Below are 22857 nucleotides of genomic sequence, written 5' to 3'. Positions count from 1 at the left end.
CACCGTGTTATATTGTGGTAGGCTGGACTATGGCAAAGGGGTTGATAAGCTTTTAGAGCTGGCGGATGCAATCGAGGGGTCAAATGAATTTTATTTCAAAATTGCATGTAACAATGCCCACAATACTCATCTATTTAGCCATTTTACCCGAACATCAGTTTCCATCGGCCTGGAAGGATCCGAAGCTCTAAACAAATTTTATAATTCGGGAAACGTAATGTTTTTTCCTTCCATGTACGAGGGATTTGAAATGGTTACTTTAGAAGCCCTCTGTGCTGGTATTCCTGTATTGGGTAGACAAGTAGGCGCTGTTGGAGAATTCGTTAAAAACAACGACCCCGGTGTGGAACTTATAAATGAGGATTTTCTGGCTCAAATAAAGAGGTTACATGAACAAAATAATAATCAGAGAGAATTTCTGCACAGTTATTACGGAACAAAATATGGTTTACAAGCATATACTAGAAGACTCAACGCCGCATTTGGTGAGATTATAGTTGGTCAATTTATGTAGTAAAAGTTAATTTCGTTAACCGCTAATTCCACATAATCGTTAATGGATACCGTTAAAATTAGAAAATGTTTATTTATAACTACCAGACGGGAGATGGCTGGAGGCAAAATGATAATGGATCGAAATCTGAGCTTTTGTAAAATGTATTTTGGTGATACCAATACTTTTGTTTATAATAATTTTGAAACTCAGACGGGATTATCTTTTTTCATAAATCTGATTAGGGAGGTTTTTACAATGTATCCTCTCATAAGCTAAAAGAACTTTCAGAATTTATAACGACGAAAGAAATAGATTTGATATACATTGATTTATCACTGTTGGGAAATTTGGCAGAGATGCTTCGGTCTCGCATTCCCAGTTTAAAGATTATTACATTCTTTCATAATGTCGAATATGATTATTTTCAGCAACTTATTAAAATTGAAAAGAAATTACGTCACCGGGTAACCTTGGGAGTAGTAAAAAGAATTGAACATTCGGCTGTAATGCACAGTGATGTGATAATCACGTTAAATAGAAGAGATTCATACCGTTTGAAAGATATTTATGGACGGCATGCGAATGAAGTTTTACCAACTTCTCTCCCTGATACATACACTCCGCAATTAGATCGAGAAACAGGGAAACTATCCGACACAAATAGGTTGAATTTGGTGTTTGTAGGATCAAGGTTTTATCCTAACGAGCAGGCTGTTAATTTTTTTATTGAGCGGGTAATACCCTATTTAAAAATTCCTTTTTCATTTAACGTTATTGGTAAAGGTTTTGAAAACTATGTTCCAAAGATCAGGCATTCTGCGGTAAATATAATTGGAAAAGTGGACGACTTAACACCTTATTATGAAGATGCTGATTTCGTAATATCCCCCATTTTTTCTGGTAGTGGTATGAAAACTAAAACAGCAGAGGCTTTAATGTATGGGAAAAATCTCTTGGCCTCTGACGAAGCATTGGAGGGATATGATGAAGTTGACATAACAGAAGCCGCGCCAGATTAAATAGTGACAAAGAATATATTCAATACATAAATAATGCAACACTAAATTTTAAGCCTCGTTTTAATGCTTACTCAAGGCATATATTTTTGACCCATTATCAATCTAGTATTGTATTCTCCAAATTTTTGAATGTACTCGATTCGGTTATCCGGAATTAAATAGTAAGATTTGACACTCTATCTCGTTATATATATACTTTTTTTGCCTTAGCAATTATTCAGTTTGTTAGCAAAAGTAATAGCGTTATAATAACTAAAGATATTCGTTGGCTTTCTTTATCATTTTCTGCGCTTATTATTGGCATCTTTTCAGGAACAAGACAAGATATTGGAGGCTTTGACTATCGCATGTATGAGTATTTTTTGGTATGGCACCTGAAAACCCAGGGCAGTACCTATCAGGCGATGTAGAGCCGTTTTTGACAATCAGTTGTGAACCAGGCTATATATATATAATGACTGTTTTCAAGTCCCTTGGTTTAGATTTTAATGCTTTTTTCCTGTTTCTCGGCGTTGTGTGTAGTTTTTTATTACTTGCGTCCTTTTTAAAATATGAAAAATATCTCTATTTATCTATCGTGATCTTTATGGGTAAGGGATATCTGTATTATTTTTTACAGCACAACGACAGATAATTGCAATGGTGATTTGCTTTTTAGCGATTGGTTTTATCCTAAGACGAAAGTTCTTGTTTTTTTTAATAATGATAATAATTGCTAGTTTTTTTCATACAAGTGCAATTATTTTTCTTCCTGCTTACTGGATTTATAAATTGAATTTAAATAAAAAAGTAACTATCATATGCTTTTTACTAGCGGCTATAGCTGGATTATTGCATTTAGGGCGCTATACAGGTACAGCTATTGCTTCACTACTTCCATTTGGTTCAGAAAAATTAAATATGTATCTCGAAGGAGAAACTGGAGTCAACATATTGAATTTTTTCGAATTGGTTCCTCTAACTATCGTTATACTGATATATAAAGACAAGTTATCGCAAACAATCCCCAACTTTCATTTATTATTTAATTTTTACATTGTTTATTTTGTTCTTACTATTTCATTTGCAGATTTCTCCATAGTCTCACGTCTAAAGGGGTATTATCTGTTAGGCTATATAGGTGTATTGGCGGGGCTGGTAGATATACCTCAAAATAAAAAAATAGGATTAGGATTATTTTTAGGAATTGTGATTTACATTTTGGCTGTTTATCTCAGGGAGTTATTGACATTCGACGATGGCTCAGGGTATTTACCTTATAGCAGTTTTCTTTTCAGTTAAATTGTGTTTTGATGAAAATGTTATTTACTATACTGTTAGTTATTTTTAATATCGCATACGCATATGCAATCACAGTGAATGTAAAAGATCAGGGTGCGAAGGGCGATGGCGTTACCGATGACACAAGGGCTTTTGACAGGTCAGTTGAGATGGTATGTGAACGAGGAGGAGTATTATTTGTTCCAAATGGAAATTATAGATTAAATGGCCTGACAAGGCGACGTAGTGGTGTAAACGGAAATGGGTATATTTTTTTAATGCTTAATAGCTTGGAATGGCGCATGGAAAAGGACGCTATACTATTATTTGAAAATAATTTCCAGGGCTTTAGATTTCGATCATTAACAGATCCCAATGCTAAGACCATTACCAAACTTTCTCTTATTATTAACGGAGGAAAGGTTTTGGGACGGGATATTAAAAGCAAGGGAAAGGGAAATCCGGAAAAATGGGCGTTTGTGGGAGAGTATTTGAAGAGTATGAGTGTACAAAATCTTGAAATTGAAAATCTTTTTGCTTCTGCTGGCGTTGCATCTTATCACAATGATTTTGTATCTGTAATTAACTGCAAATTAAAAAACGTAACTGGCAATTCAGGAGATCTGATGGACAATCACGGAGATGGCATTTATATTGGTTGGACAAGTAAATACCTTATTAAAGGAAATAGTGTACTAAACGATGTGACTACAAGAAGATTGGGACGTATTGGTATCTGTATTGAGTACGAAAAATCTAAGAATGGTACTGTTGAAAAAACACTATCAGCGGGTATGATAGGGGTGTACACGTAGAACTAATTACTGGCACATCTCAGGTATTGAGTAATATAATTGAGGGATGTGTGTCAGGAATAGTTTTATGGAATAATTATGGCCAGCCACAAATAATCAGAAGTAACAAGATCTCAAATAAAAACCTTACTTCGAAGGTTAATCCTATTTTATACACTAGTGCTCCGATCCTTTTGATTGGATACAATTCAAATAATGGGAGTATTATTGAAAATAACATTATTACCGTAACTAAAATCGAACGTAATAGCTACATGCCTAAACAACTTTTGTCAATCACAAGCAGTAATGTAAAGCTACTGAACAACATTTTTGTAGACAGTTCTCAATCGTTAAGAGCCTTTATTGGTCAAGGAAAAAGTAGTAATGAAATTGTTACCAATATTGAATTTTCAGGTAACCAATTGCAATGCCTAGAGTTTATTACTTCAGACGCTGAAGCTCTCACAGTCCAAAACAATAAATTTGTAAGTAAATTTGGAGCTTTTCTATTTAAAGACAAGGCAACAGGTAGTTCTAGTAAAAAAATATCAAAAAGCGTAATAAAGAATAACGTATTTGCTGTTGAAAAATCGTTAAATGTAAATGGAGATACAATTGATCGGACATTGAATAAATTCATAAAATAGCGCTAAAAAGTGATTACAGTTTTTACACCGTCCTACAATAGAGCCCACTTATTAAAACAATTATGGTATAGTTTAAAAGCTCAAACAGACAAGCGATTGGAATGGGTTATAGTAGATGATGGCTCTAGTGATGATACTGTCCGGGTTGTGTCAGAAATGGTTTCCAAAGAGACAGATTTCCATATTCACTTCTATCAGCAGAAAAATCAGGGGAAGCATATAGCTATCAACACCGGTTTAAGCATAGCTACATATGAACTTTTCTTCATAGTTGATAGTGACGATAAATTGCCGCCAAATTGTATTCAACTTATTTTATCAAAATATCCCCAAGTAAGGTTCAATGATAAAATAGCTGGTATTGTTGGTAGAAAGGCGCATTTTAACAGCCAATTAATTGGGTCTGATTTTTATTACAAAGATTTCGTTGCAAACTCTTTTGACTTTCGTTACCGCTTTAAATTAAAAGGTGATATGGCTGAAGTTTTTAAAACCGATATATTTAAAAAATTTCCTTTTCCTAAATTTCAAGACGAAAAGTTTTGCCCCGAGGCTTTGGTTTTTAATCGTATTGCGCGCAATTTTGAAATGCTTTGGACATCAGATATTTATTACAACGCGGAATATTTAGAGGGTGGACTTAGCGCAAGAATATACGAGGTGAGGAAAAAAGCTCCTCAAGGCTCGGCCTTGTTTTATGAAGAACTTTCAAAATCTTTAATTCCTTTTGAAATAAAATGCAAAGCAATTATCAATTATTGGAGATTTGCCCGCTTTTTGAGTGATACTTTGCTTTACAAAGCTAGAAGGGTTAACATCATGTTATCTATTTTGCTTCTACCGATAATATTTGTAGCATGTTTAAAAGACAACTTGAAAAAATGAAAATCTTACATGTTATAAATAGTCTCGAAATGGGAGGCGCTGAAAAATTGCTTGTTGACATTGTTCCAATACAAAAAGAACAATATCCTATAGTTAACATTGCAGTTATAAATCAAGTAGAATCTCCATTTCAAATTTTGCTAAGTAAAATAAACAATGTAACAATAATCCCTTTAGGAAAAGGATCATACTTTTCACCTTTTGTTATTTCTAAACTGATGAAGCTGATTTGCCAATATGATATTATTCATGTACATCTATTTCCAGCTCAATATTTAGTCGTAATTGCAAAGTTGTTTAGTGCATCAAAAACTGCCTTAATTTTTTCAGAGCATAGCACTCATAATCGTAGAAGAGAAATAATGTTTTTTCGGTTCCTCGATAAGATATTTTACAGTTATTATAAGAAAATTATTTGTATAACAAAAGAGGTCGCATTTGAATTGAATAGAGTTTATGGGATTTCAAAAAGAAATTGGCTGTTGTTCATAATGGTGTAAATATAGCAACTATAGAACAAGCTGAAGCCTATGATAGATCAGCTTTGGGGTTGTACACTTCGGATAATCTGCTGATAATGGTTGCTGCATTTAGGAAAGAAAAGGATCATGAAAGCGTGGTGCGGGCTTTAGCTTATTTGCCCGAAAAATTCAAGCTTATTTTGGTAGGTGATGGGTTGGGGCGCCAAAAGATTGAAAAGCTTGCCAAAGAAATGAAATTAAAAGACCGTGTTATTTTTTGGGTCAACGTGGAGATGTATATCAGTTGATAAAGATGTGCGATCTAGCAATACTGAGTTCTCATTGGGAAGGGTTCGGCTTATCCGCTGTTGAGGCGATGGCTTGTGGAGTTCCATTGATTGCCTCTAATGTTTCTGGCTTGTCTCAAGTGGTAGCCGACGGAGGACTGACTTTTGAGAAAGGAAATGAAAAGGATTTGGTGAAAAAATCAAATATCTTTTTGAAAACAAAGAACAGAAAGATAAGCTGGTTCAATTAGGAAAGAAGAGGGCTAATAATTTTGATATCTCTTTTATGGTTGACCAAATGCATGATGTATATAAATCGGTTTTTAAAATAAATCAAGGAATCGCTAAATGAATTTTTAAAAGTTTGATAAGGCTGGTCATTAATGGTTAGTCTTAAAATGTCCATATTATGACCATTGCAATTATAAGTAATACTGCAAACGCACTTCTAAATTTCAGAAAAGAACTTATTTTATATTTTCAGGAGCTGGACATAGTAGTTTATGCGCTAGCAACTGATTTTGATCAGAATAGCGAGGAAAATTTAAAGTTACTTGGAGCAATACCTGTTGGTTACCAGCTTTCCCGTGGTGGCCTAAATCCACTATCCGACCTGGCAAACGTTTTTAGCCTTGTTAGAATCATAAAAAAATAAATCCAGATGTTGTGCTTTCAACATTTGCAAAGCCTGTTATTTTTGGCACAATAGCCGCAAGGTTAGCTGGAGTTAAGAAGACCGTGGCCATGCTTGAAGGATTAGGATATTTTTTCACAGATCAACCCCAAGGCCCTGCGTTTAAAACTAAGATCATCAAAAGTATTCAGGTTTCACTTTACCGTTTGTCCTTGCCATTAGCAGATAAAGTTATTTTTTTGAACAACGATGATCATAGGGATCTTTTACTAGCGCACAAGATCAAAGTAAAAAGTTACGATATTTTAGGGCCCATAGGATTATCCCTAAAAGAATTTAGTTATACTGAACCTAAACCAGATCCTGTAAGTTTTATTTTTGTGGGGCGCCTGTTGAAGGAAAAAGGAATTCATGATTATTTAAAAGCGGTTGAGATTATAAAGCAAAAGCATTCTAAAGTTGTTTTTTATGTAATTGGTGGCTTGGATGCAGAAAACCCGGGAAGCCTTACTGGAAACGAATTAAATTACTATATAACAAATAATATTATTGAATACCCAGGGCATGTTAAAGATGTTACTAAATGGGTCAAAAATGCCGGCGTCTTTGTGTTGCCATCGTATAGAGAAGGCTTCCCCAGGAGCACTCAGGAAGCAATGGCGTTAGGGAGGCCCATTATAACTACTAATGTTCCGGGGTGCCGAGAAACTGTACTTAGTGGGAAAAACGGATTTTTAATACCTAAGTGGGATATAGAAAAATTAGTTGAGGCTATGACGATTTTTATTGAAAATCCAGATTATATTATTACTATGGGCGTAGAAAGTAACAAAATAGCTAAAGAAAAATATGACAGCAATCATGTAAATAAAAAGCTTTTACACCTTTTGAGCCTTTAATATACGTAAGTTTCTCATGCCACTTATCATTGCCATGAATGTATTTTCTCGGGGAACCTGAAAAGATTACCCTTTCAATTCCCCAATCGACAATGCTTTTTTGCAGTATTTCTAAGTCTTAACTCCGGGGAGCGTGCTAATAACATTCCTGCAACAAATTTGTAGCCAGAGCATCAAGATTGTATCACATAGAAGATATATTAAAAGGTTTGGACCCAAGGAACGATAACCTGAGTAGAAAATAAAAAAAGTTAAAAAAAATTTCAAAAGTTATTCAGAAGATTGTATCTTCATACTGTTTTTCATAGGTTAGCAACGGCTAGGTGTCTACCCTGGCTTTTTTTGAATTATTGCCTTGATGATTATTCGATCGATCATTAGTAAATAGGTATCGCATTCGCCAGCAGGCTGTCTGTCCACATTGTTACTTACATGTATGATATAATCCAGTACTGTGTAACGCCTCCCATTGAAATCTATATCGCTCTAACATCCTAATAAGGCTTCACAGACTAGTATTGCACTCGTTTAAGAAGCATGATACTGACCTCCTCCCTAAAAAACGTAGCGATTAAAAGTAGAAAATTGGCGCAATATCGATAACTTAAAAATTAAATATTGCGTATGAAGAAGTCAAAGTTTACGGAGGCACAGATTGTGTTTTCGATTCGTCAATCAGAACAGGGAGTAAAGGTGGAAGAGATCTGCCGGAAGCTGGGGATTTCGGAAGCTACTTTTTACAACTGGAAGAAAAAATATGGAGGATTGGGCGTATCCGAACTTCGGGAATTAAGAATGCTAAAAGAGGAAAACGCCCGTTTAAAACAGATTGTAGCCGATTTGAGTCTTGACAGGCAAATGCTACAGGATGTAATAAAAAAAAAGCTCTGAAGCCTGCACAGAAAAAGGAATTAGCGATATATCTGAGGCAGCAATACCAGGTATCAACACGAAGATCGTGCAGGTTAATGATGGTTTATCATTCGGTATACTATTACAAACACCATCGAAGGCAAGATGCACCCCTACGAAGCAGGATCCGTGAGATTGCTGTTACACGTGTGCGATATGGCCTTTGGCGGATATATATACTGCTGAGGCGGGAAGGCTGGAGGGATAATCATAAACGAGTGTACCGGGTGTATAAAGAAGAAGGATTAAACTTAAGAAGCAAAAAGCCGCGGCGATGCAGGGCTGCGGCACAAAGGCTTGAAAGACTGGTGAATACTGAATTGCACCAGTTTTGGTCGATGGATTTTGTGAGCGATGCGCTCTTTGACGGCAGAAAATTCAGGGCATTAACTATAGTGGATAATTTTAGTCGGGAATGTTTGGCCATTATAGCGGGGCAGTCATTAAAAGGCAGCGATGTGGTCACAGCGTTGCAACAGATTAAATCTAAGAGAGGCTTGGTTCCGAAACGGATACAAACAGATAATGGAAGTGAGTTTATCTCAAAAGAAGTTGATCGTTGGGCTTATGAAAATAAAGTAACTCTGGACTATTCCAGGCCAGGTAAACCAACAGACAACCCGTTCATAGAATCTTTCAATGGCAGTTTAAGGGATGAGTGCTTAAATGCCCACTGGTTCTTATCTTTACAAGACGCAAGTGAAAAGATTGAAGCTTGGCGAATTGAGTATAACGAATTTAGGCCGCATAGTTCTTTAAATGATATGACCCCGGCAGAATTTATTAAATGGGTTCAACAACAGCAATAAAAAAGACTTTTCTTATGCCTGCCGGCGGCTCCTACGTTCGGAATGATGTGTGGATTGAGTTAAGAAAAAAAGTAAAAAAGCAACCACACATCATTCCGCACGCAGGCACAATATCTCAGGAAAATAGCGCCAATTTTCTAGTTTAGGCTGCTACTAAATATGGGAGGACCTCAATACACTATATCATTCTTCCTGCTCAAACTGAAAGTTCAGTAGCGTCTCCGGACTTACATTTAAACCTTTGGCTAGCTCGAACAAAGAGGATAGCTTGATGTTAAACCGGCCGTGCTCTATCTTGGAAATCTTGCTTTCATCAATGGAGCAATTGTAAGACAATTGGAGCAGCGAAATTTTTTAGAATCCCGAATTTTTCGAAGATTTTCACCAAAAGCCTGATTTAGTTTTTTAATTTCTTCTTTATCCATTTCACCTTGTAATTTTTGGCCAAACAAGGTGTTCATTATTTGAAAAATATTCACGGTTATATATAACCGTATTTAAATATTCTCTTTATCTTTAATTCGAGCATAAACAATAAAATGTCTATAGAAACATTAACTTTGTTATGAAAGAATTTTAAGCATTTGCTTTGAGTCTCGCATTAGAAAACTGGTAATTTTTAAACACACGAGATGATAGGTAGAATGCCCACGTTACGGCGTGGGCTCTCTTATCTGTGTGTGGGTATACCAGTACCTCTAATGCGGTAAGTTGAGTTCCACGCCTTTCTTATGCCTGCTTGTGAACTCACTTACCAACGACTCATCAAAACCTAAGAGATGAGTATTAAAGCACCATATCAAAACATTTTCTCCCATGCTATTGCATTTAAGCTATTGTATGCCTGCAAACCTAAAATGCCGGTATAGAAAGTAAAATGGCCGGGCGGCGACCGCAACTTTCTCATGGTGCGGTATGCCTAACCCGGCCATTTTATTTTTAGGCAAGAATATAACACCATCAATACACATTCAAACTAATGAACAGTTTAGTAGTCGTAAAGAAAATCGTGCCTATCTGTTTCTTTATTACCTCTAACTGAACAAGAAATAAAAAACCTGTTTCAATGTTTAATGCCAACATCAAAACCAAAAAAATGATGAAAGTCTAACCTGATTTCTATTCTTTAACTACTTAATTCAATATGAAAAAAACAACGCTATGCGCTGTAATGGCACTCCTTTGCCTATACTCAACAGCCCAGTCAAAATCTATTAAACCGCTTTATACGGGAGACCGCCTCCCCGATATATTATTCACAGAGGTGCTCAATCATACTGACAATAAAGCGAGCCTGTCCTTTTTCAACAGGATAATCAAAAAATGATATTGCTTGACTTTTGGCACACCGCCTGTATACCCTGCATCAAAGCATTTAAAAAGCTGGATTCAATACAGGCGGTTTTTAAAGACCAACTACAGATATTATTGATAACCCCTGAAGATAGCAATACCGTAAAGCTTACGATCGAACGCTGGGAAAAAGCAAATAATCAAAAACTAAAGATTCCTATTATCACCGGCGATACCATTTTGCAGCAGTACATACACAAACAATATAATCCGCATTACGCCTGGATCGCACCTGATAATGTGCTGATAGCGCAAACTTCTTCCTCATTTGTGACCCCCGAAATCCTAAGCGCTTTCCTCGAAAAAATGGAGTACGAGGTTGAACGCAGAGGTTATCTAAAACGAAACAATTCAACTCAACGCTAAATGCTAACCATATGATAAAATACATTTTTACAGGCATCGCATACCTGTTGCTCAGCGGCGCCCTAATGGCACAGACCACTATCAGCGGGGTGGTGACAGACGGGGCAACAAAACGACCCATTAGCGGAGTAAGTTTACGATCTGCCTCTGGTGTAACCGTGCAAACGAATAAAGAAGGTCAGTTCGCCATCAATATTTCAAAATTTCCGGATACACTTTATATAACTCATGTTGGCTTTATGAGCTATAAAACACAGGTTAATGGCAGTCAGACCTATTACAATTTTGAGTTGGCGCAGCGCGAAAGTGAGCTGGAGGAAGTGTTGGTAAATACGGGATACCAAAAAATAAAGCCTAATGAAATCAACGGATCCGTTACGGTGATAGATAATAAAATGCTCAACCAACAAACCGGGACGAATATCCTGCAGCGATTAAATGGCGTTACCAACGGTTTGATTTTTAATATTGGTAAAAGAGGCAGCAGTGCGGTGGCGCTCTTCCCAACGATATTTCCATCAGGGGGCTCAGTACTATTGATGGTCCGGTAAACCCACTTATTATTTTGGATGACTTTCCTTATGAAGGAGATATAAACAATATCAACCCCGATGAAGTAGAAAGCATCAGTATTCTTAAAGATGCGGCGGCGGCCAGTATCTGGGGCGCCCGCGCAGGTAATGGCGTAATTGTAATTACCACGAAGAAGGGAAAGCTAAACCAACCTTTAAAAGTTAGTTTTAATAGCAACGTACTCGTAACGGAGAAGCAAGATCCCCATTCTTTACTCCGCACCCAGATGTCAACTTCTGACTATATCGAAATAGAAAGATTGCTCTTCAGTAAGGGCTTTTTAATACGACTATAGATAATATCACCAGTATGCCGGCCTTAACACCTGTGATTTCCATACTGCAGCAAGTTAAAACGGGGAAGCTTTCAGAAGCGGAAGGTAACAGGCAAATAGAACAATTGAAAACACAAAACGGTATTCAACAATTTAATGATCTGTTCCGGCAAACAGGCGTAACCCAGCAATACGCACTCAGCCTTACGGGTGGAAGCAGCTACATGAGCTGGTTAATATCCGGCAATCATAACCAGGCAACCAACACCGATCTCTCCACATCCGCCAGAAGCAATGCACGTTTTGAAAACACGTTGAAAATCCTTAAAAACCTCAGCTTAAGTTTAGCAGGATTTTATACCAATAGCACCTCGAAAACCGGTGCGCCTGAATATACTTCGCTTACGATGCAGGCTAGCAGGTATGTTCCTTACCAATTATTTACCAACCAGGATGGCAGCCCTATTGGTATTCCCCGGTACCGGAAAGAATTTCTCGATACCATAGGAAGTGGCAGATTGTTAGACTGGTTATACTACCCGGCTGACGATTTTAAGCAGGATTATACCAAACAGCATTTACAGGAGCTTATTGGAAGAGCCAACATCAACTGGTCGCCTTTTGATGGCTTAAACGCAACAGCTATGTACCAGTATCAAAAACAGTGGACAAGTAGCGAGCGATGGGCAAGCGAGGAAAGCTATAATACCCGTGACCTCATCAACCGTTTTACCACACTGGGCACAGGCACTACACCTGATGTATATAATATACCCAAAGGTGCCATCCGTACTCAAAGTATTTCTAATCTTATTTCATATAATCTGCGGGGTCAGTTGGATTATAAAAAGACTTTCGGTAATCATTATGTATCCGTAATAACCGGCGCAGAAATGCGGGAGGTTGAAACAATTAACGCGGGTAATTTCACGGTGTATGGTTACATTGAAGAGCCATTGTCAATGGCTTCGGTAAACCACGCAACCAATTACCGCACGCTAATAGGAGGCACTGTAGCAAGAATACCTGGCACACCTGGTATTGGTAACCGCTTAACCAGACGGTTTGTTAGCCTGCTTTCAAATGCGCAGTATAGTTATAAAAGCCGGTATCATATCAGTGGTAGCTGGCGGAGGGATGCTTCAAATGTTTTTGGAGCTAATACCAATGATAAGTGGAATCCGCTTTGGTCTGTGGGAGGTGGATGGGATATTTCAAAAGAAAAATTTTACAGGTGGCAGGCAGTTTCTTTTCTAAAGCTTAGGTTAGTTTAGGCTACAGTGGTAATATCGATTTGCGGAAAACTCCATTAGCTACCAGTACATCGTTCACCAATAGTATTACTAATTTTCCCATGCAGCGTATTAATGACTTAAACAATCCCGATCTGCGCTGGGAAAAATCAAGACAGTTGAATATCGGTATGGATTTTTCCAGTAAGGGAAAACATATCAGCGGCAGCATTGAATACTATGAGAAAAAAGGCACCGATCTCTACGGAAATACATTGTACGACTATACAACCTGGGGAAATAAGGGGACTGTAGTAACCAATACTTCCAACATGAAGGGCCAGGGTATTGATATAAACCTGAGGAGTATCAATATAAGTCGCGGTGAGTTTAACTGGCAAACAAACTTTATTTATAACTATAATACCAGCAAAACCACCCGTTACCTGTCGGACGATGCCAAAGAATTTAATATGTTGCTGGATGGGAGCATTATTACACCGATAGTGGGAGAGCCCTTATACAGCATAACGTCGTACAGATGGGGTGGCCTTAACAATCAGGGAGATCCACAAGGATATGTAAATGGACAGTTAAGCACAGACTATAATGCAATAGGTAATTCTATAACTGTAGATGGTATTGATGGCGGCAGCCTCGTTTTCATAGGCACTTCGGTACCTGCACATTTTGGTTCAATCATTAATGAGCTGAGGTGGAAACGGTTGTCATTTTCCTTTAACCTGATGTATAAACTTGGATATTACTTCAGAAAGACTGCTTTTACACTGAGTGAATTAAATGGTTCAGGGATCGGTCATCCCGACTATTACAAGCGTTGGCAACAGCCGGGAGATGAATTTAGCACCAACATACCAGCTTATGTATATGCTGATTACCCGCAATACACCGGCAGGGATGGGTTTTACCGATATGCGTCTGTGCATGCTCTAAAAGGCGATCATATACGATTTCATTATCTGAATATTGCCTTCGATTTAGCGTCCAGAAAAACCAAGCGCTTTTTACAAAGCGGACAGGTATATGGCAACCTGGCCAACCTGGGCATTATCTGGCGTTCGAATAAGGAGCATCTCGACCCTGACTATCCCAATACTTATGCACCTCCCAGGCAGGCAACTATCGGGTTCAGATGCAGTTTTTAACCTCACAACTTTATTAAACACATCAATATTTAAAAATGAATACTATTAATAAATGGGCATATTTCCTGATATTATGGCTAACCGGTGGCTGTATCATTTTATGCCTCAGCGGTTGCAAAAAATACCTCGACTATCCCTTTACCAATAACGTACGCATACCTACTTATCTCAGCGACCTGCAGGGACTAATGGATGATGCGGCCACTATGAATGAGAACCGTACGCCGTCCTTAGTGGAAACCTCGTCAGATGATTATTTTTGCCTGCCGGAACGCTATGCGGCCCTCGATGACTGGCCCAAGCAGGCTTATATCTGGAAACCGTACGACTACAGGTATCCTAACGACTGGGCCATTTGTTACTACCCGATATACATTTCCAATTTCTGTCTGGATATGTCGAAAGATATAGAACGAACTTCTGGCAATGCATCTGAATGGGATCATGTAAATGGTTCCGCATATTTTTTCAGAGCCTACTATTTCCTTCAATTAGCATGGACCTATGCGCTTGCATATGATGAGGCAACTGCTTCTTCAGACAAAGGGATAGTTTTAAGATTAACGTCTAACTATAATGATCCATCTGTAAGAAGCAGCGTTGCCGAAACTTACAAACAGATTATACAGGATGCGCAGCGCTCAGCGAGTTTATTGCCCAATCTACCTATGCATAGCTACAGGCCTTCCAAAGCAGCAGCTTTCGGTCTGCTGGCACGTGCCTATCTCTCCATGCGTATGTATGATAGCGCTTACTATTATGCTGACCAGGCGATAGCTATCAAAAGCGACCTGATCAACTATAACGGCGACCCGGACTTAGGCACACTGACTATCAATTACCCTTTTAAAAGATTTAACAAGGAAACCTTGTTCTATTCCGAAATGAATACTACAGGTACGTCTTCTTTAATATTAGCATCGCGAGCCCGCATCGATTCAATGTTGATGAACAACTATGAAACGAATGATTTAAGGAGAACCGCCTATTTCACAAAGTCTGGCAACTATTACCAGTTTAAAGGCAGCTACACACAAACCAGTAGAAATTTTACCGGAATCAGCACCGCGGAACTCTTGCTAATCAGGGCGGAGTGTTTGGTGAGGAGTACGACTAATGGCTCAGGTAATTTACAGAAAGCGTTAGAAGACTTAAACAATCTGCTGTCTAAACGATACAGAACTGCAGACTTTATACCCGTGACAGCAAATACAAGGGAAGCGGCGCTTGACAGGATTTTGCTGGAGCGAAGAAAGGAATTGTTATTTAGGGGGCTTCGATGGATGGAAGTTAAACGCTTAAACAAGGAAGGAAAGAATATTGTAATGAGGCGTTTCCTGGATGGTAATCTTTACACGCTGGAGGCTAATGCTTCCTATTACGCGTTGCCCATTCCTATTGATATTATTGAGGTTACGGGCATACCGCAAAATTGATAAAAGAAAGGCGATCCGACGGTGGATCACCTTTCTTGGGATAATTAAGGTCTTTCAATATTTGCTATATCAGGTTGAAGATTGTTGCTAGGGCTAGTAATATCCAGCACATCATCTACATGATAATTAGGACCAGTTCCGTTGGCCTGAATTTGCACCCTGGAAGATGGATTCGAACCGGTCAGATAGCTTGCCTCGTCAGCCTCTGAAACTGTAATACTGAAAGAGCAGGCCACATCATTCTCTTCATGCTCACAGGTTTCCGAAGGACTCACCAGTTCCCAGTTGCTGTTGGAAGTTACCGAGGTTGAAGTGAAATCTGAAGTGGGTTGGTACTTAAAGTACAAAGTGGTTTCAGCGAGTTTGGCAGGTGCTGGTTTAAATGCCAGGAAGGCCACACAAATTGCTACAAAAGCGATGGGGAATGCCCATTTTAAATTATTAATTCTCATGATACTATTGTTTTTTATTGTTATGTATATTTTTTATGATATAAAAGCTGGTAAGCTTTTGTTGGCTGCAAGGGTATACCAATTGCTTCACTGCACCGGCATACCCATTCGCGGTATAAATCCTGATAGCCCGGTGTGGAAGGGGTCTTTCAAGGAGAGCCGCGGCCCATAATGTTTATGTAGTGTTATATCCCACATGTGGCTTCATTGTTTGAGTGACAACTGGTGAAGCTCGCAGCGGATAATAAGTTCTGAATACTTCATTATCCCAGTAAAGACCACCAGCCTTTGTTGATACAAAGATGGTTGCTGGAGAAGCCGGCCTGTGTGACCAGAAATGTAGAATAAGGATTCTTTTGAAAATAGGGAAGTGGCTATTTCACAGACCCGGGAGTGATGCCATAATATCTTTTAAAAGCTTTGGCAAAGCCTTCTCTTGACTGGTAACCCGTTCTTAAGGCTACTTCAAGCACCGAGAATTTACCGTCGGACAGTAGTAGCCTGGCTTTTTGAAGGCGTATTTCGAGCCTTAACTGGTTAATAGGTAGTCCAAATGTTCTTTGAAAACCGGTACGTAGTTGAAAGATGCTTAACCCCACTTTTTCGGCAAGGCCAATCTCTGAAGAGAAAAGGTTATCATCTTCAAACGTTCTGGCTTCCCATTCTACAATTTCTTTAGCGTGCAGAAGTGCCTCTATATGACGATTATGATGCCTGTACTGTGGATAGATATTATTCTGAGATCTTAAAAGAAACGAAGTAAGGAGTTCCATAGCCCAGATCGTGATTAATGTTTTACTCGGGAACGGATCAGATATGTAGTCGAGCAACTTTCTAACCATGTTCTCCATTTCGAAGTTTAAAAAACTACGATGACCCATTAATTGAAGTACGTTTTCTTTTTGTTGAATCTTTTTATTCAGAAACTGGTTGAGAAAAGGAAAGTCTACAGAAAATCTTTCCAGCAATTTTTCAGAGGGATGGATGTCAAAGGTTGTATAAGCGCCGCCTGCGGGGAATAAAACTTTGTTTTCCATATATGGTGCATAGGTAACATTGAATTCCCGGTCGTCAAAAATAGAACTCTTCCTTTTACCGAGAGACTGAACCATGCGGTTATTGAGCGTGATATGGGCTTCCAGAATGGGTTGATCAACTGCTGCGTGAAATACGGTTTCATAAGTCATGTTATACTCACTGATCCAAAGGGTAATGTCGGTTAAGGATATTTTCTTGAAACGCATACTACCGTAGTTACCCATGTTGCCAAATTGCTCTATAAAAGGTGAAGGGGCAAAAGGGTTATCAATGATAGGAAAGAGCTCGACGGCCTCATTGATACTTGTTATTATTTTAAACATGTCACTCATAAAAATGGACCTGTTTTGTTGGTGTTTTATAGCTTTTAAAGTCAGACTGTTCGATTAACGATAGTAATCTGATTGTTAGGCAAAATTATAATAAAATATTAAATCTTTTGATTATGCGACCAATTGCACCAATGGATGAGTTAAAACGAAAAATTGTTCTGCATGTGCAGCAGTTTCCAAATTATACACTTGAAGTCCGTCCGCTTAGTTTAACAAGAGATATTCCTGTTCTGCATAAATGGGTAAATATGGAGTACGCTAAAACATTCTGGCAAATGGATGGATCTTACAAAAAGCTCTATCATCATTATGAACAATTTTTGGCAAGCGGCCTTGGAGACTCTTTGATGTTCTTTTACCAGGGAAATCCCATGCCTGTTGCACAAATGGATTTTTATAATCCAAAACTGGACGAAGTAGGAGATAAGTATGAGGTGCAGGAAGATGATATCGGCGTGCATCTTTTAATGGGGCCACCCATAAATCCTGTGCAAGGGCTTACAACCCATGTAATGCTATGTGGTATATCGTATCTGTTCATATCAGGGGCCAAAAGAATTATAGGAGAGCCAGATGCCAGTAACATCAATGCAAATGAATTGGTTAAACGAGTTGGATTCCAGTTTGTAAAACCCATTACACTCTCCTACAAAACTGCTAACCTTTATTTTTTAGAAAAAACTGAATTCTTAAAAAGATGGTGATGTAATCAAAGTAAGAACCATAATTTAAAATAAGTAGCATGCTTACACCAACGCAAAGCAGGGGATTTTCCCTTGCCAGGGGATTTATTGTCTTTATTATGCCCGCAGTACACAGTGTGATGTTATATAGTTCGGATGAAGTGAAACAAGGGTGGCTGGGTATTGTATTAGGATTTTTAGCTGAAGGTCCGGGTGCACAGCTCTTCATGCTCCTCATGGGCATATTTATTGTGCTGGGGCGTACTAAAACTAACCGGCAAATTGTAGTTAGAAGCTTACAGATAGGAGGGCTGGGTTATCTGCTCAATCTGCTACGCCTTGTAATTCCTTATTATTTACATCTTTTACCGGAAGATTATCTTGTGACACTTGCAATAGGTCCGGATGCGCCTGTTGGATGGCAGTTATTGATGATTGGAGATATACTACAATTTGCTGCACTGGCTTATCTTTTTTGCGCCTTGCTTCACAAGTATTGTCCGGCCATTATTATAATTCTCATAGTTGCGATTATAGTATGGTGGATATCGCCTTATACCTGGAACATAAACAAATCCTCAAATGCGGAATTTGTCCAATTGCTCACGGGCCTCCCCCTAAAGCATTTTTCCCGGTATTCCCGTGGATATTTTTTCCCATGTTGGGCCTTGTGTTTGGACGCTTGTTACAATTAAATACTTCCCGCACATTTTTAAGTACAATGATATCAGCCGGTGTATTAGTTATCATTTTGGGTAAGTTTTTGATGTTGTACGAACCTGTTGAGTGGAATGATAATTTTTACAGGCAGGGAAGGGGCGGTACTTTATTGCATAGTGGTATTGCGCTTTTATGGACCTCTTTATTTATAGGATTTGCCCACCTGAAAACCTCCAACCTATTTTTCAAGCTGCTGGAGTTCGTTAGTAAACACATTACTATTATTTACGTAGTGCAATGGGTCATTATCATGTGGATGTTCCTGATCTTCGGCTATAATCAACTTCCCATATTACCTTCTCTTTTTGCCGTTTTTGTAACCAGCACATTAAGTTTCAGTATTGCCCGGTTGCTGACAAAAAAACCTTCATTAAAAAACACAGTTATGAAACCCGAGACAAAAATCTATGATATTGCCGGAATCGGTATTGGTCCCTTCAATCTTGGCCTCGCCGCACTTACAGCACCTGTAAATAATTTAAATACCATTTTTATCGAGCAAAAATCGGAGTTTAACTGGCATGAAGGGATGCTGATCCCGGAAGCACATTGCAGGTTTCTTACCTCGCAGACCTGGTAACCCTCGCTGATCCTTCCAGTAAGTTTTCTTATCTCAATTTTCTCCGTTCGCATAACCGGCTCATTCAATTTGGTGTACATGAGCAAGGCTACATAACCAGGAGCGAGTATAACCGCTACTGCCGGTGGGTGTGTGGACAGCTAACTAACCTGCTATTCGGTTTTACAGTGGAAAGTGTCGATTACAATCGGGAGCTGGAGATTTTTATAGTATCATGCTACGATAAAAGTACCGATTCAAGACAAATTATTAGAACACGGAAGCTGGTGGTGGGTATAGGTTCACAGCCCTGCCTGCCTTGTAACACCCGGCAATTTCTAAATGAAAAAGTATTACACGCCGCAGACTATATGTATCGGCGTGGAGAAATAATCCAATCAAAAAAGTAGTTTTAATTGGTTCAGGTCAAAGTGCTGCAGAAATATTTCATGACCTATTGTATCAGCTGGATACTATTGAAACGCCTTTACACTGGTATACCAGGTCTGATCGCTTCTATGCAATGGAACATAGCAAGCTGAATTATGAAATGACCTCGCCCGATTATATTGATTTCTTTTACGGACTTGAAAAAGATGAAAAGAGTCGGTTATTAAAAAGTCAGGCAACATTGTATAAAGGTATCAATCATCAGCTGATTAATGCCATTTATGACAGGTTATATAGCTTGTTTACCGAAGGCCATGACAAGCATATTAAGATACAGGCACATGCTGAATTAAGTGCTGTGAGCAGGGGAGCGGATGATTGCTACGAGCTGGAATTTTATCACAATGCCCTGCATAAGAAATTTACAACCGATGCCGATTGTATTATACTGGCGACGGGTTATACCAGCCGTGTTCCGGATTTCCTGGGCTCATTGGAGCACATGTTCCAGCGAAATGCCGATGGCTCCCTGCACATTCTGCGTAACTACTCGCTGGACAATGCCAATCGTATTTTTATACAGAACGCAGAGCTGCATACACATGGGTTTAATGCCCCGGATCTTGGATTGGGAGCCTATAGAAACGCAGTGATTATCAATACGATTCTGGATCACAATTATTATCCGGTTGATTTGGGAACCAGCTTTCAGAGTTTCGGATGCGCGGTGTAAGGCATTGATAGAGATACCACAAGTATCTTGATAGTTGAAGGTTTAACTATTAGTGTTTTTCATAGGTTAGCAAAGGCCGCTCTTTCCAGGGCGGGCCTATTTCAATTACCAGGTTTGCTACTATAGTTTTATGCATATAATTGAATTTTAAGAATGATGTCCGTTACAAAAAAGCAAACTAATTATAATCCCCTATAGTAAATATTAATGTACAATGAATAGGATACTCACGTTATTGGGCTTGATCCATGAGAAGGTTGAGTGCAGTGTGAATAGAAATGGTAGATTTTGATGTACTTATTACCAATTAAAACAGTAGCCGGAGAATGTAGCTTATACTCTTAATACCGGCGTTGTGCATTGAGTTAATGATGGTTCATAGATAATGTGAGCAGGAAAAAACTTTCAGCCAACGCCTTAACACTATGGGTGATATTTTCCCGGAGGGCGACCATTTGGCCTTTCTCCATTATATGGGTTTCCTGTTCTGTACTAAAACGCAATTTCCCCTCCAACACCTGCACGCTGATGACGCCATTGGCTTTATGAGGTTTCAACTCCGCATTTTCATGCAACCCCATCAATACAATTCTAAGGCTGTTGGATTTAAAAATTGTAATGGAGTTATGATCGCTCTCCAGCCATGTTGACTCGTTTTTTACCTGTTCAATAAATCGGTTCAGGTTCATTTCAACCAGGGGTGCGTTTAATACCCTTTCTCCCTCCGGCCGTTGCGGAGTAGACTCATTGAATTTATTTTCGGTATGCATACATTGAATTTATAGTGCTTTTAGCAGCCCTCATTGGTTTTGCTTTCAATGAAGAACCAGGGAAAGGCCTCATAGTTGGGAAGCATTTTTATTTAACAAGTGGCCGACTGTAAATAATGGCTCAAATAATGTGCCGTCATATCAACATAAAATCAAAACTTTAGATTCCCCCATACGTATTGGGGCAACTTTTTTGCGCCATTGGCCAGTTCAGATTTAGATTTTATAGAGGCTATTCTCGTACTTACAAGCTCCTATATTAGAAATCCTTTTCGTTTTTTGCGAAAGGAGTTGTTTTTTTGCAGCAAATATTATAAAGTGAAGCTGGAGTACTATACCCATCATTTAAAGTTCAGGCATCCGTTTACCATATCTAAGGGAACCAAAACCCATCAGCCCACGCTGATTGTTGCATTGGAGCATTTTGGTATTACGGCTATGGGGAAGCGCCTGCCATAGCTTATTATAATATTACGGTAGAACAAATGGTTGCCGACCTGGAAGCCAAGCGGGCCATGATCGAGAAGTTTGCCTTTACCGAAACCGACCGCTATTGGCATTACCTGCATCACTTGTTGCCCAAAAACCCGTTTTTGGTTTGTGCGCTGGACATGGCGGCCTGGGACCTGTTTGGTAAAATGACCGGCAAACCCCTGTACAAAATGTGGAGGGGCGATACCACCAAAACACCGTTGACCGATTATACCATTGGTATCGACAGCATTGAAAAAATGACGGAGAAGTTAAAAGAAAAACCCTGGCCCATTTATAAAATAAAAGTGGGTACGGCTGACGATATGGCTATTGTAAAAGCATTGCGTGCGCAAACCGATGCCGTACTAAGGGTAGATGCCAATGCCGGCTGGGACCTGGATACAGCCCTGCAGCTGATACCCCAGCTAAAAGAACTGGGCGTGGAGCTGGTAGAGCAACCGCTGGCAAAAGATAACTGGGAGGGCATGAAAATACTGTACGAACAATCTTCTTTGCCCTTAATGGCCGATGAAAGCTGTGTTAGTGAGGCAGATGTGGCCAAATGTGAGGGGCATTTTCACGGGGTGAATATTAAACTAACCAAATGCAGCGGCATTACCCCGCGCTGAGAATGATACCTGATGCCCGTAAACGAAATTTAAATGTAATGCTGGGTTGTATGAACGAAAGCACGGTAGGCTCGGCGGCAATGGCACATTTAGCCCCGCTGGTTGATTACCTGGATATGGACGGCCCCTTATTATTGGCAGAAGATGTGGCAACGGGTGTTGCTTACGATAATGGGAAAGTGTTGTATAATGGATTGCCTGGTTTGGGGATCGAGTATACAGGGGCGTTTCAGAAGGTATAAATTGGCTGTCCAGATGATTGCAATGACTAATAGCTTATTAATTGATTTGAAGCTGTGCCAAAAAATATTGCCGACCGCTGTAATAGTATTAGGGGTAATTGCACCTTTTATAAGCTATTGGGTAGTGATTCTGGCATTTTACTTGCTCATTCCTTTCTTATTGCATTTATTACATCCTTAGTGATTGCGCTAACGGCTTTAATAAGTAAGAAGGGCGATAAGCGATCAATCTTTTTCTCCTTTTCACTGTTTCCATTATTTATTGTCTCGCAATTCTTGTCTGCTTTTGTCGTTAACATCATTCAGAAAAAGCGAAGTGAATTCATTAT

At 39.0% G+C, this 22857-nt stretch carries 25 protein-coding genes and 3 pseudogenes; 23 read left to right on the top strand and 5 right to left on the bottom strand.

Annotated elements, in window-relative coordinates; genetic code table 11:
* The first annotated feature begins 4 nt into the window (after positions 1–4).
* The 11 genes and pseudogenes from MKP07_RS28875 (at position 5) to MKP07_RS28820 (ending at position 9106) form a co-directional block, all read left to right on the top strand.
* Positions 5–514, top strand: coding sequence for a glycosyltransferase (locus MKP07_RS28875; RefSeq protein ID WP_240851324.1), 510 nt, complete (start codon positions 5–7; stop codon positions 512–514).
* A gap of 320 nt (positions 515–834) precedes the next feature.
* Positions 835–1515: a glycosyltransferase gene (locus MKP07_RS28870; RefSeq protein ID WP_240851322.1), complete on the top strand. Its 681-nt coding sequence runs from the start codon at positions 835–837 to the stop codon at positions 1513–1515.
* 367 nt (positions 1516–1882) lie between these two features.
* Positions 1883–2796, top strand: a pseudogene (locus tag MKP07_RS28865) (EpsG family protein).
* 74 nt (positions 2797–2870) lie between these two features.
* Positions 2871–3590, top strand: a complete 720-nt coding sequence (locus tag MKP07_RS28860) for a glycoside hydrolase family 55 protein (protein ID WP_240851318.1) — start codon at positions 2871–2873, stop codon at positions 3588–3590.
* Between the two features lie 26 nt (positions 3591–3616).
* Complete coding sequence (locus MKP07_RS28855; RefSeq protein WP_240851316.1) at positions 3617–4219, top strand: hypothetical protein; 603 nt, start codon at positions 3617–3619, stop codon at positions 4217–4219.
* 9 nt (positions 4220–4228) lie between these two features.
* Complete coding sequence (locus MKP07_RS28850) at positions 4229–5104, top strand: glycosyltransferase family 2 protein (RefSeq protein ID WP_240851315.1); 876 nt, start codon at positions 4229–4231, stop codon at positions 5102–5104.
* A 29-nt stretch (positions 5105–5133) separates the two neighbouring features.
* Complete coding sequence (locus tag MKP07_RS28845) at positions 5134–5604, top strand: glycosyltransferase (RefSeq protein ID WP_240851312.1); 471 nt, start codon at positions 5134–5136, stop codon at positions 5602–5604.
* A 77-nt stretch (positions 5605–5681) separates the two neighbouring features.
* Positions 5682–6103: pseudogene (locus tag MKP07_RS43105) on the top strand (glycosyltransferase).
* Positions 6104–6261: 158 nt separating this feature from the next.
* Positions 6262–6507, top strand: coding sequence for a glycosyltransferase family protein (locus MKP07_RS28830; RefSeq protein ID WP_240851307.1), 246 nt, complete (start codon positions 6262–6264; stop codon positions 6505–6507).
* An 11-nt stretch (positions 6508–6518) separates the two neighbouring features.
* On the top strand, positions 6519–7385 hold the full coding sequence (locus MKP07_RS28825) for a glycosyltransferase family 4 protein (protein ID WP_240851305.1): 867 nt from the start codon (positions 6519–6521) through the stop codon (positions 7383–7385).
* 624 nt (positions 7386–8009) lie between these two features.
* A protein-coding gene (locus tag MKP07_RS28820; protein WP_240851303.1) for an IS3 family transposase occupies positions 8010–9106 on the top strand; the annotation gives its coding sequence in 2 pieces (ribosomal slippage) (positions 8010–8265 and positions 8265–9106; 1098 coding nt in all).
* A gap of 183 nt (positions 9107–9289) precedes the next feature.
* On the opposite strand, the gene MKP07_RS43100 is transcribed toward MKP07_RS28820, so the two are convergent.
* Both MKP07_RS43100 and MKP07_RS28815 read right to left on the bottom strand, forming a co-directional pair.
* Positions 9290–9442, bottom strand: coding sequence for a helix-turn-helix domain-containing protein (locus tag MKP07_RS43100; RefSeq protein ID WP_394803714.1), 153 nt, complete (start codon positions 9440–9442; stop codon positions 9290–9292).
* The gene (locus MKP07_RS28815) at positions 9397–9567 is read right to left on the bottom strand and encodes a hypothetical protein (RefSeq protein WP_240851301.1); all 171 of its coding nucleotides are present in this window, start codon (positions 9565–9567) and stop codon (positions 9397–9399) included. Before MKP07_RS28815 ends, MKP07_RS43100 begins: the two co-directional genes overlap by 46 nt.
* 868 nt (positions 9568–10435) lie before the next feature.
* Here MKP07_RS28815 and MKP07_RS28810 point away from each other — a divergent pair.
* Genes MKP07_RS28810 through MKP07_RS28785 form a run of 6 tightly spaced genes read left to right on the top strand, consistent with a single transcriptional unit; the run spans position 10436 to position 15506 of the window.
* The gene (locus MKP07_RS28810) at positions 10436–10825 is read left to right on the top strand and encodes a TlpA family protein disulfide reductase (RefSeq protein WP_240851299.1); all 390 of its coding nucleotides are present in this window, start codon (positions 10436–10438) and stop codon (positions 10823–10825) included.
* A gap of 11 nt (positions 10826–10836) precedes the next feature.
* Complete coding sequence (locus tag MKP07_RS28805) at positions 10837–11376, top strand: carboxypeptidase-like regulatory domain-containing protein (RefSeq protein ID WP_240851297.1); 540 nt, start codon at positions 10837–10839, stop codon at positions 11374–11376.
* The gene (locus tag MKP07_RS28800; RefSeq protein ID WP_317236151.1) at positions 11337–11693 is read left to right on the top strand and encodes a TonB-dependent receptor plug domain-containing protein; all 357 of its coding nucleotides are present in this window, start codon (positions 11337–11339) and stop codon (positions 11691–11693) included. The genes MKP07_RS28805 and MKP07_RS28800 overlap by 40 nt, the downstream gene beginning before the upstream one ends.
* A gap of 14 nt (positions 11694–11707) precedes the next feature.
* Positions 11708–12946, top strand: a complete 1239-nt coding sequence (locus MKP07_RS28795) for a SusC/RagA family TonB-linked outer membrane protein (protein WP_240851295.1) — start codon at positions 11708–11710, stop codon at positions 12944–12946.
* A 20-nt stretch (positions 12947–12966) separates the two neighbouring features.
* Positions 12967–14070: a SusC/RagA family TonB-linked outer membrane protein gene (locus MKP07_RS28790; protein WP_240851293.1), complete on the top strand. Its 1104-nt coding sequence runs from the start codon at positions 12967–12969 to the stop codon at positions 14068–14070.
* 35 nt (positions 14071–14105) lie between these two features.
* Positions 14106–15506, top strand: coding sequence for a RagB/SusD family nutrient uptake outer membrane protein (locus MKP07_RS28785; protein ID WP_240851291.1), 1401 nt, complete (start codon positions 14106–14108; stop codon positions 15504–15506).
* Positions 15507–15550: 44 nt separating this feature from the next.
* Here MKP07_RS28785 and MKP07_RS28780 read toward each other — a convergent pair whose 3' ends face one another.
* Together MKP07_RS28780 and MKP07_RS41490 are read right to left on the bottom strand one after the other, a co-directional pair.
* Complete coding sequence (locus MKP07_RS28780; RefSeq protein WP_240851289.1) at positions 15551–15958, bottom strand: hypothetical protein; 408 nt, start codon at positions 15956–15958, stop codon at positions 15551–15553.
* A 374-nt stretch (positions 15959–16332) separates the two neighbouring features.
* Positions 16333–17328, bottom strand: coding sequence for a helix-turn-helix transcriptional regulator (locus MKP07_RS41490; protein WP_317236129.1), 996 nt, complete (start codon positions 17326–17328; stop codon positions 16333–16335).
* Between the two features lie 113 nt (positions 17329–17441).
* Between MKP07_RS41490 and MKP07_RS28770 the strand changes: the two genes are divergently transcribed.
* From MKP07_RS28770 to MKP07_RS43095, 3 genes and pseudogenes are all read left to right on the top strand, one after another.
* Positions 17442–18032: a GNAT family N-acetyltransferase gene (locus MKP07_RS28770; protein WP_240851287.1), complete on the top strand. Its 591-nt coding sequence runs from the start codon at positions 17442–17444 to the stop codon at positions 18030–18032.
* Between the two features lie 38 nt (positions 18033–18070).
* The gene (locus tag MKP07_RS28765) at positions 18071–18706 is read left to right on the top strand and encodes a heparan-alpha-glucosaminide N-acetyltransferase domain-containing protein (protein WP_240851286.1); all 636 of its coding nucleotides are present in this window, start codon (positions 18071–18073) and stop codon (positions 18704–18706) included.
* Positions 18670–20413: pseudogene (locus tag MKP07_RS43095) on the top strand (lysine N(6)-hydroxylase/L-ornithine N(5)-oxygenase family protein). The gene MKP07_RS28765 and the pseudogene MKP07_RS43095 overlap by 37 nt, the downstream one beginning before the upstream one ends.
* Before the next feature lie 365 nt (positions 20414–20778).
* Here the strand turns inward: MKP07_RS43095 and MKP07_RS28750 are convergent.
* Positions 20779–21183, bottom strand: a complete 405-nt coding sequence (locus MKP07_RS28750) for a cupin domain-containing protein (protein WP_240851281.1) — start codon at positions 21181–21183, stop codon at positions 20779–20781.
* A 318-nt stretch (positions 21184–21501) separates the two neighbouring features.
* Between MKP07_RS28750 and MKP07_RS28745 the strand changes: the two genes are divergently transcribed.
* From MKP07_RS28745 to MKP07_RS28735, 3 genes are read left to right on the top strand one after another with little or no spacing between them, the layout of a single operon-like run.
* Complete coding sequence (locus MKP07_RS28745; RefSeq protein ID WP_240851279.1) at positions 21502–21642, top strand: hypothetical protein; 141 nt, start codon at positions 21502–21504, stop codon at positions 21640–21642.
* A 26-nt stretch (positions 21643–21668) separates the two neighbouring features.
* Positions 21669–22286 (top strand): enolase C-terminal domain-like protein, encoded by a 618-nt coding sequence (locus tag MKP07_RS28740; protein WP_240851278.1) that lies wholly within the window; start codon positions 21669–21671, stop codon positions 22284–22286.
* Positions 22262–22528 (top strand): hypothetical protein, encoded by a 267-nt coding sequence (locus MKP07_RS28735; RefSeq protein WP_240851275.1) that lies wholly within the window; start codon positions 22262–22264, stop codon positions 22526–22528. Before MKP07_RS28740 ends, MKP07_RS28735 begins: the two co-directional genes overlap by 25 nt.
* The last annotated feature ends 329 nt before the right edge of the window (positions 22529–22857 follow it).

It is taken from the genome of Paraniabella hibiscisoli (assembly GCF_022512515.1).
GTDB lineage: Bacteria > Bacteroidota > Bacteroidia > Chitinophagales > Chitinophagaceae > Niabella > Niabella hibiscisoli.
Note: the sequence above shows the minus strand (reverse complement) of the source record. Positions and strands in the feature narration are given on the sequence as shown.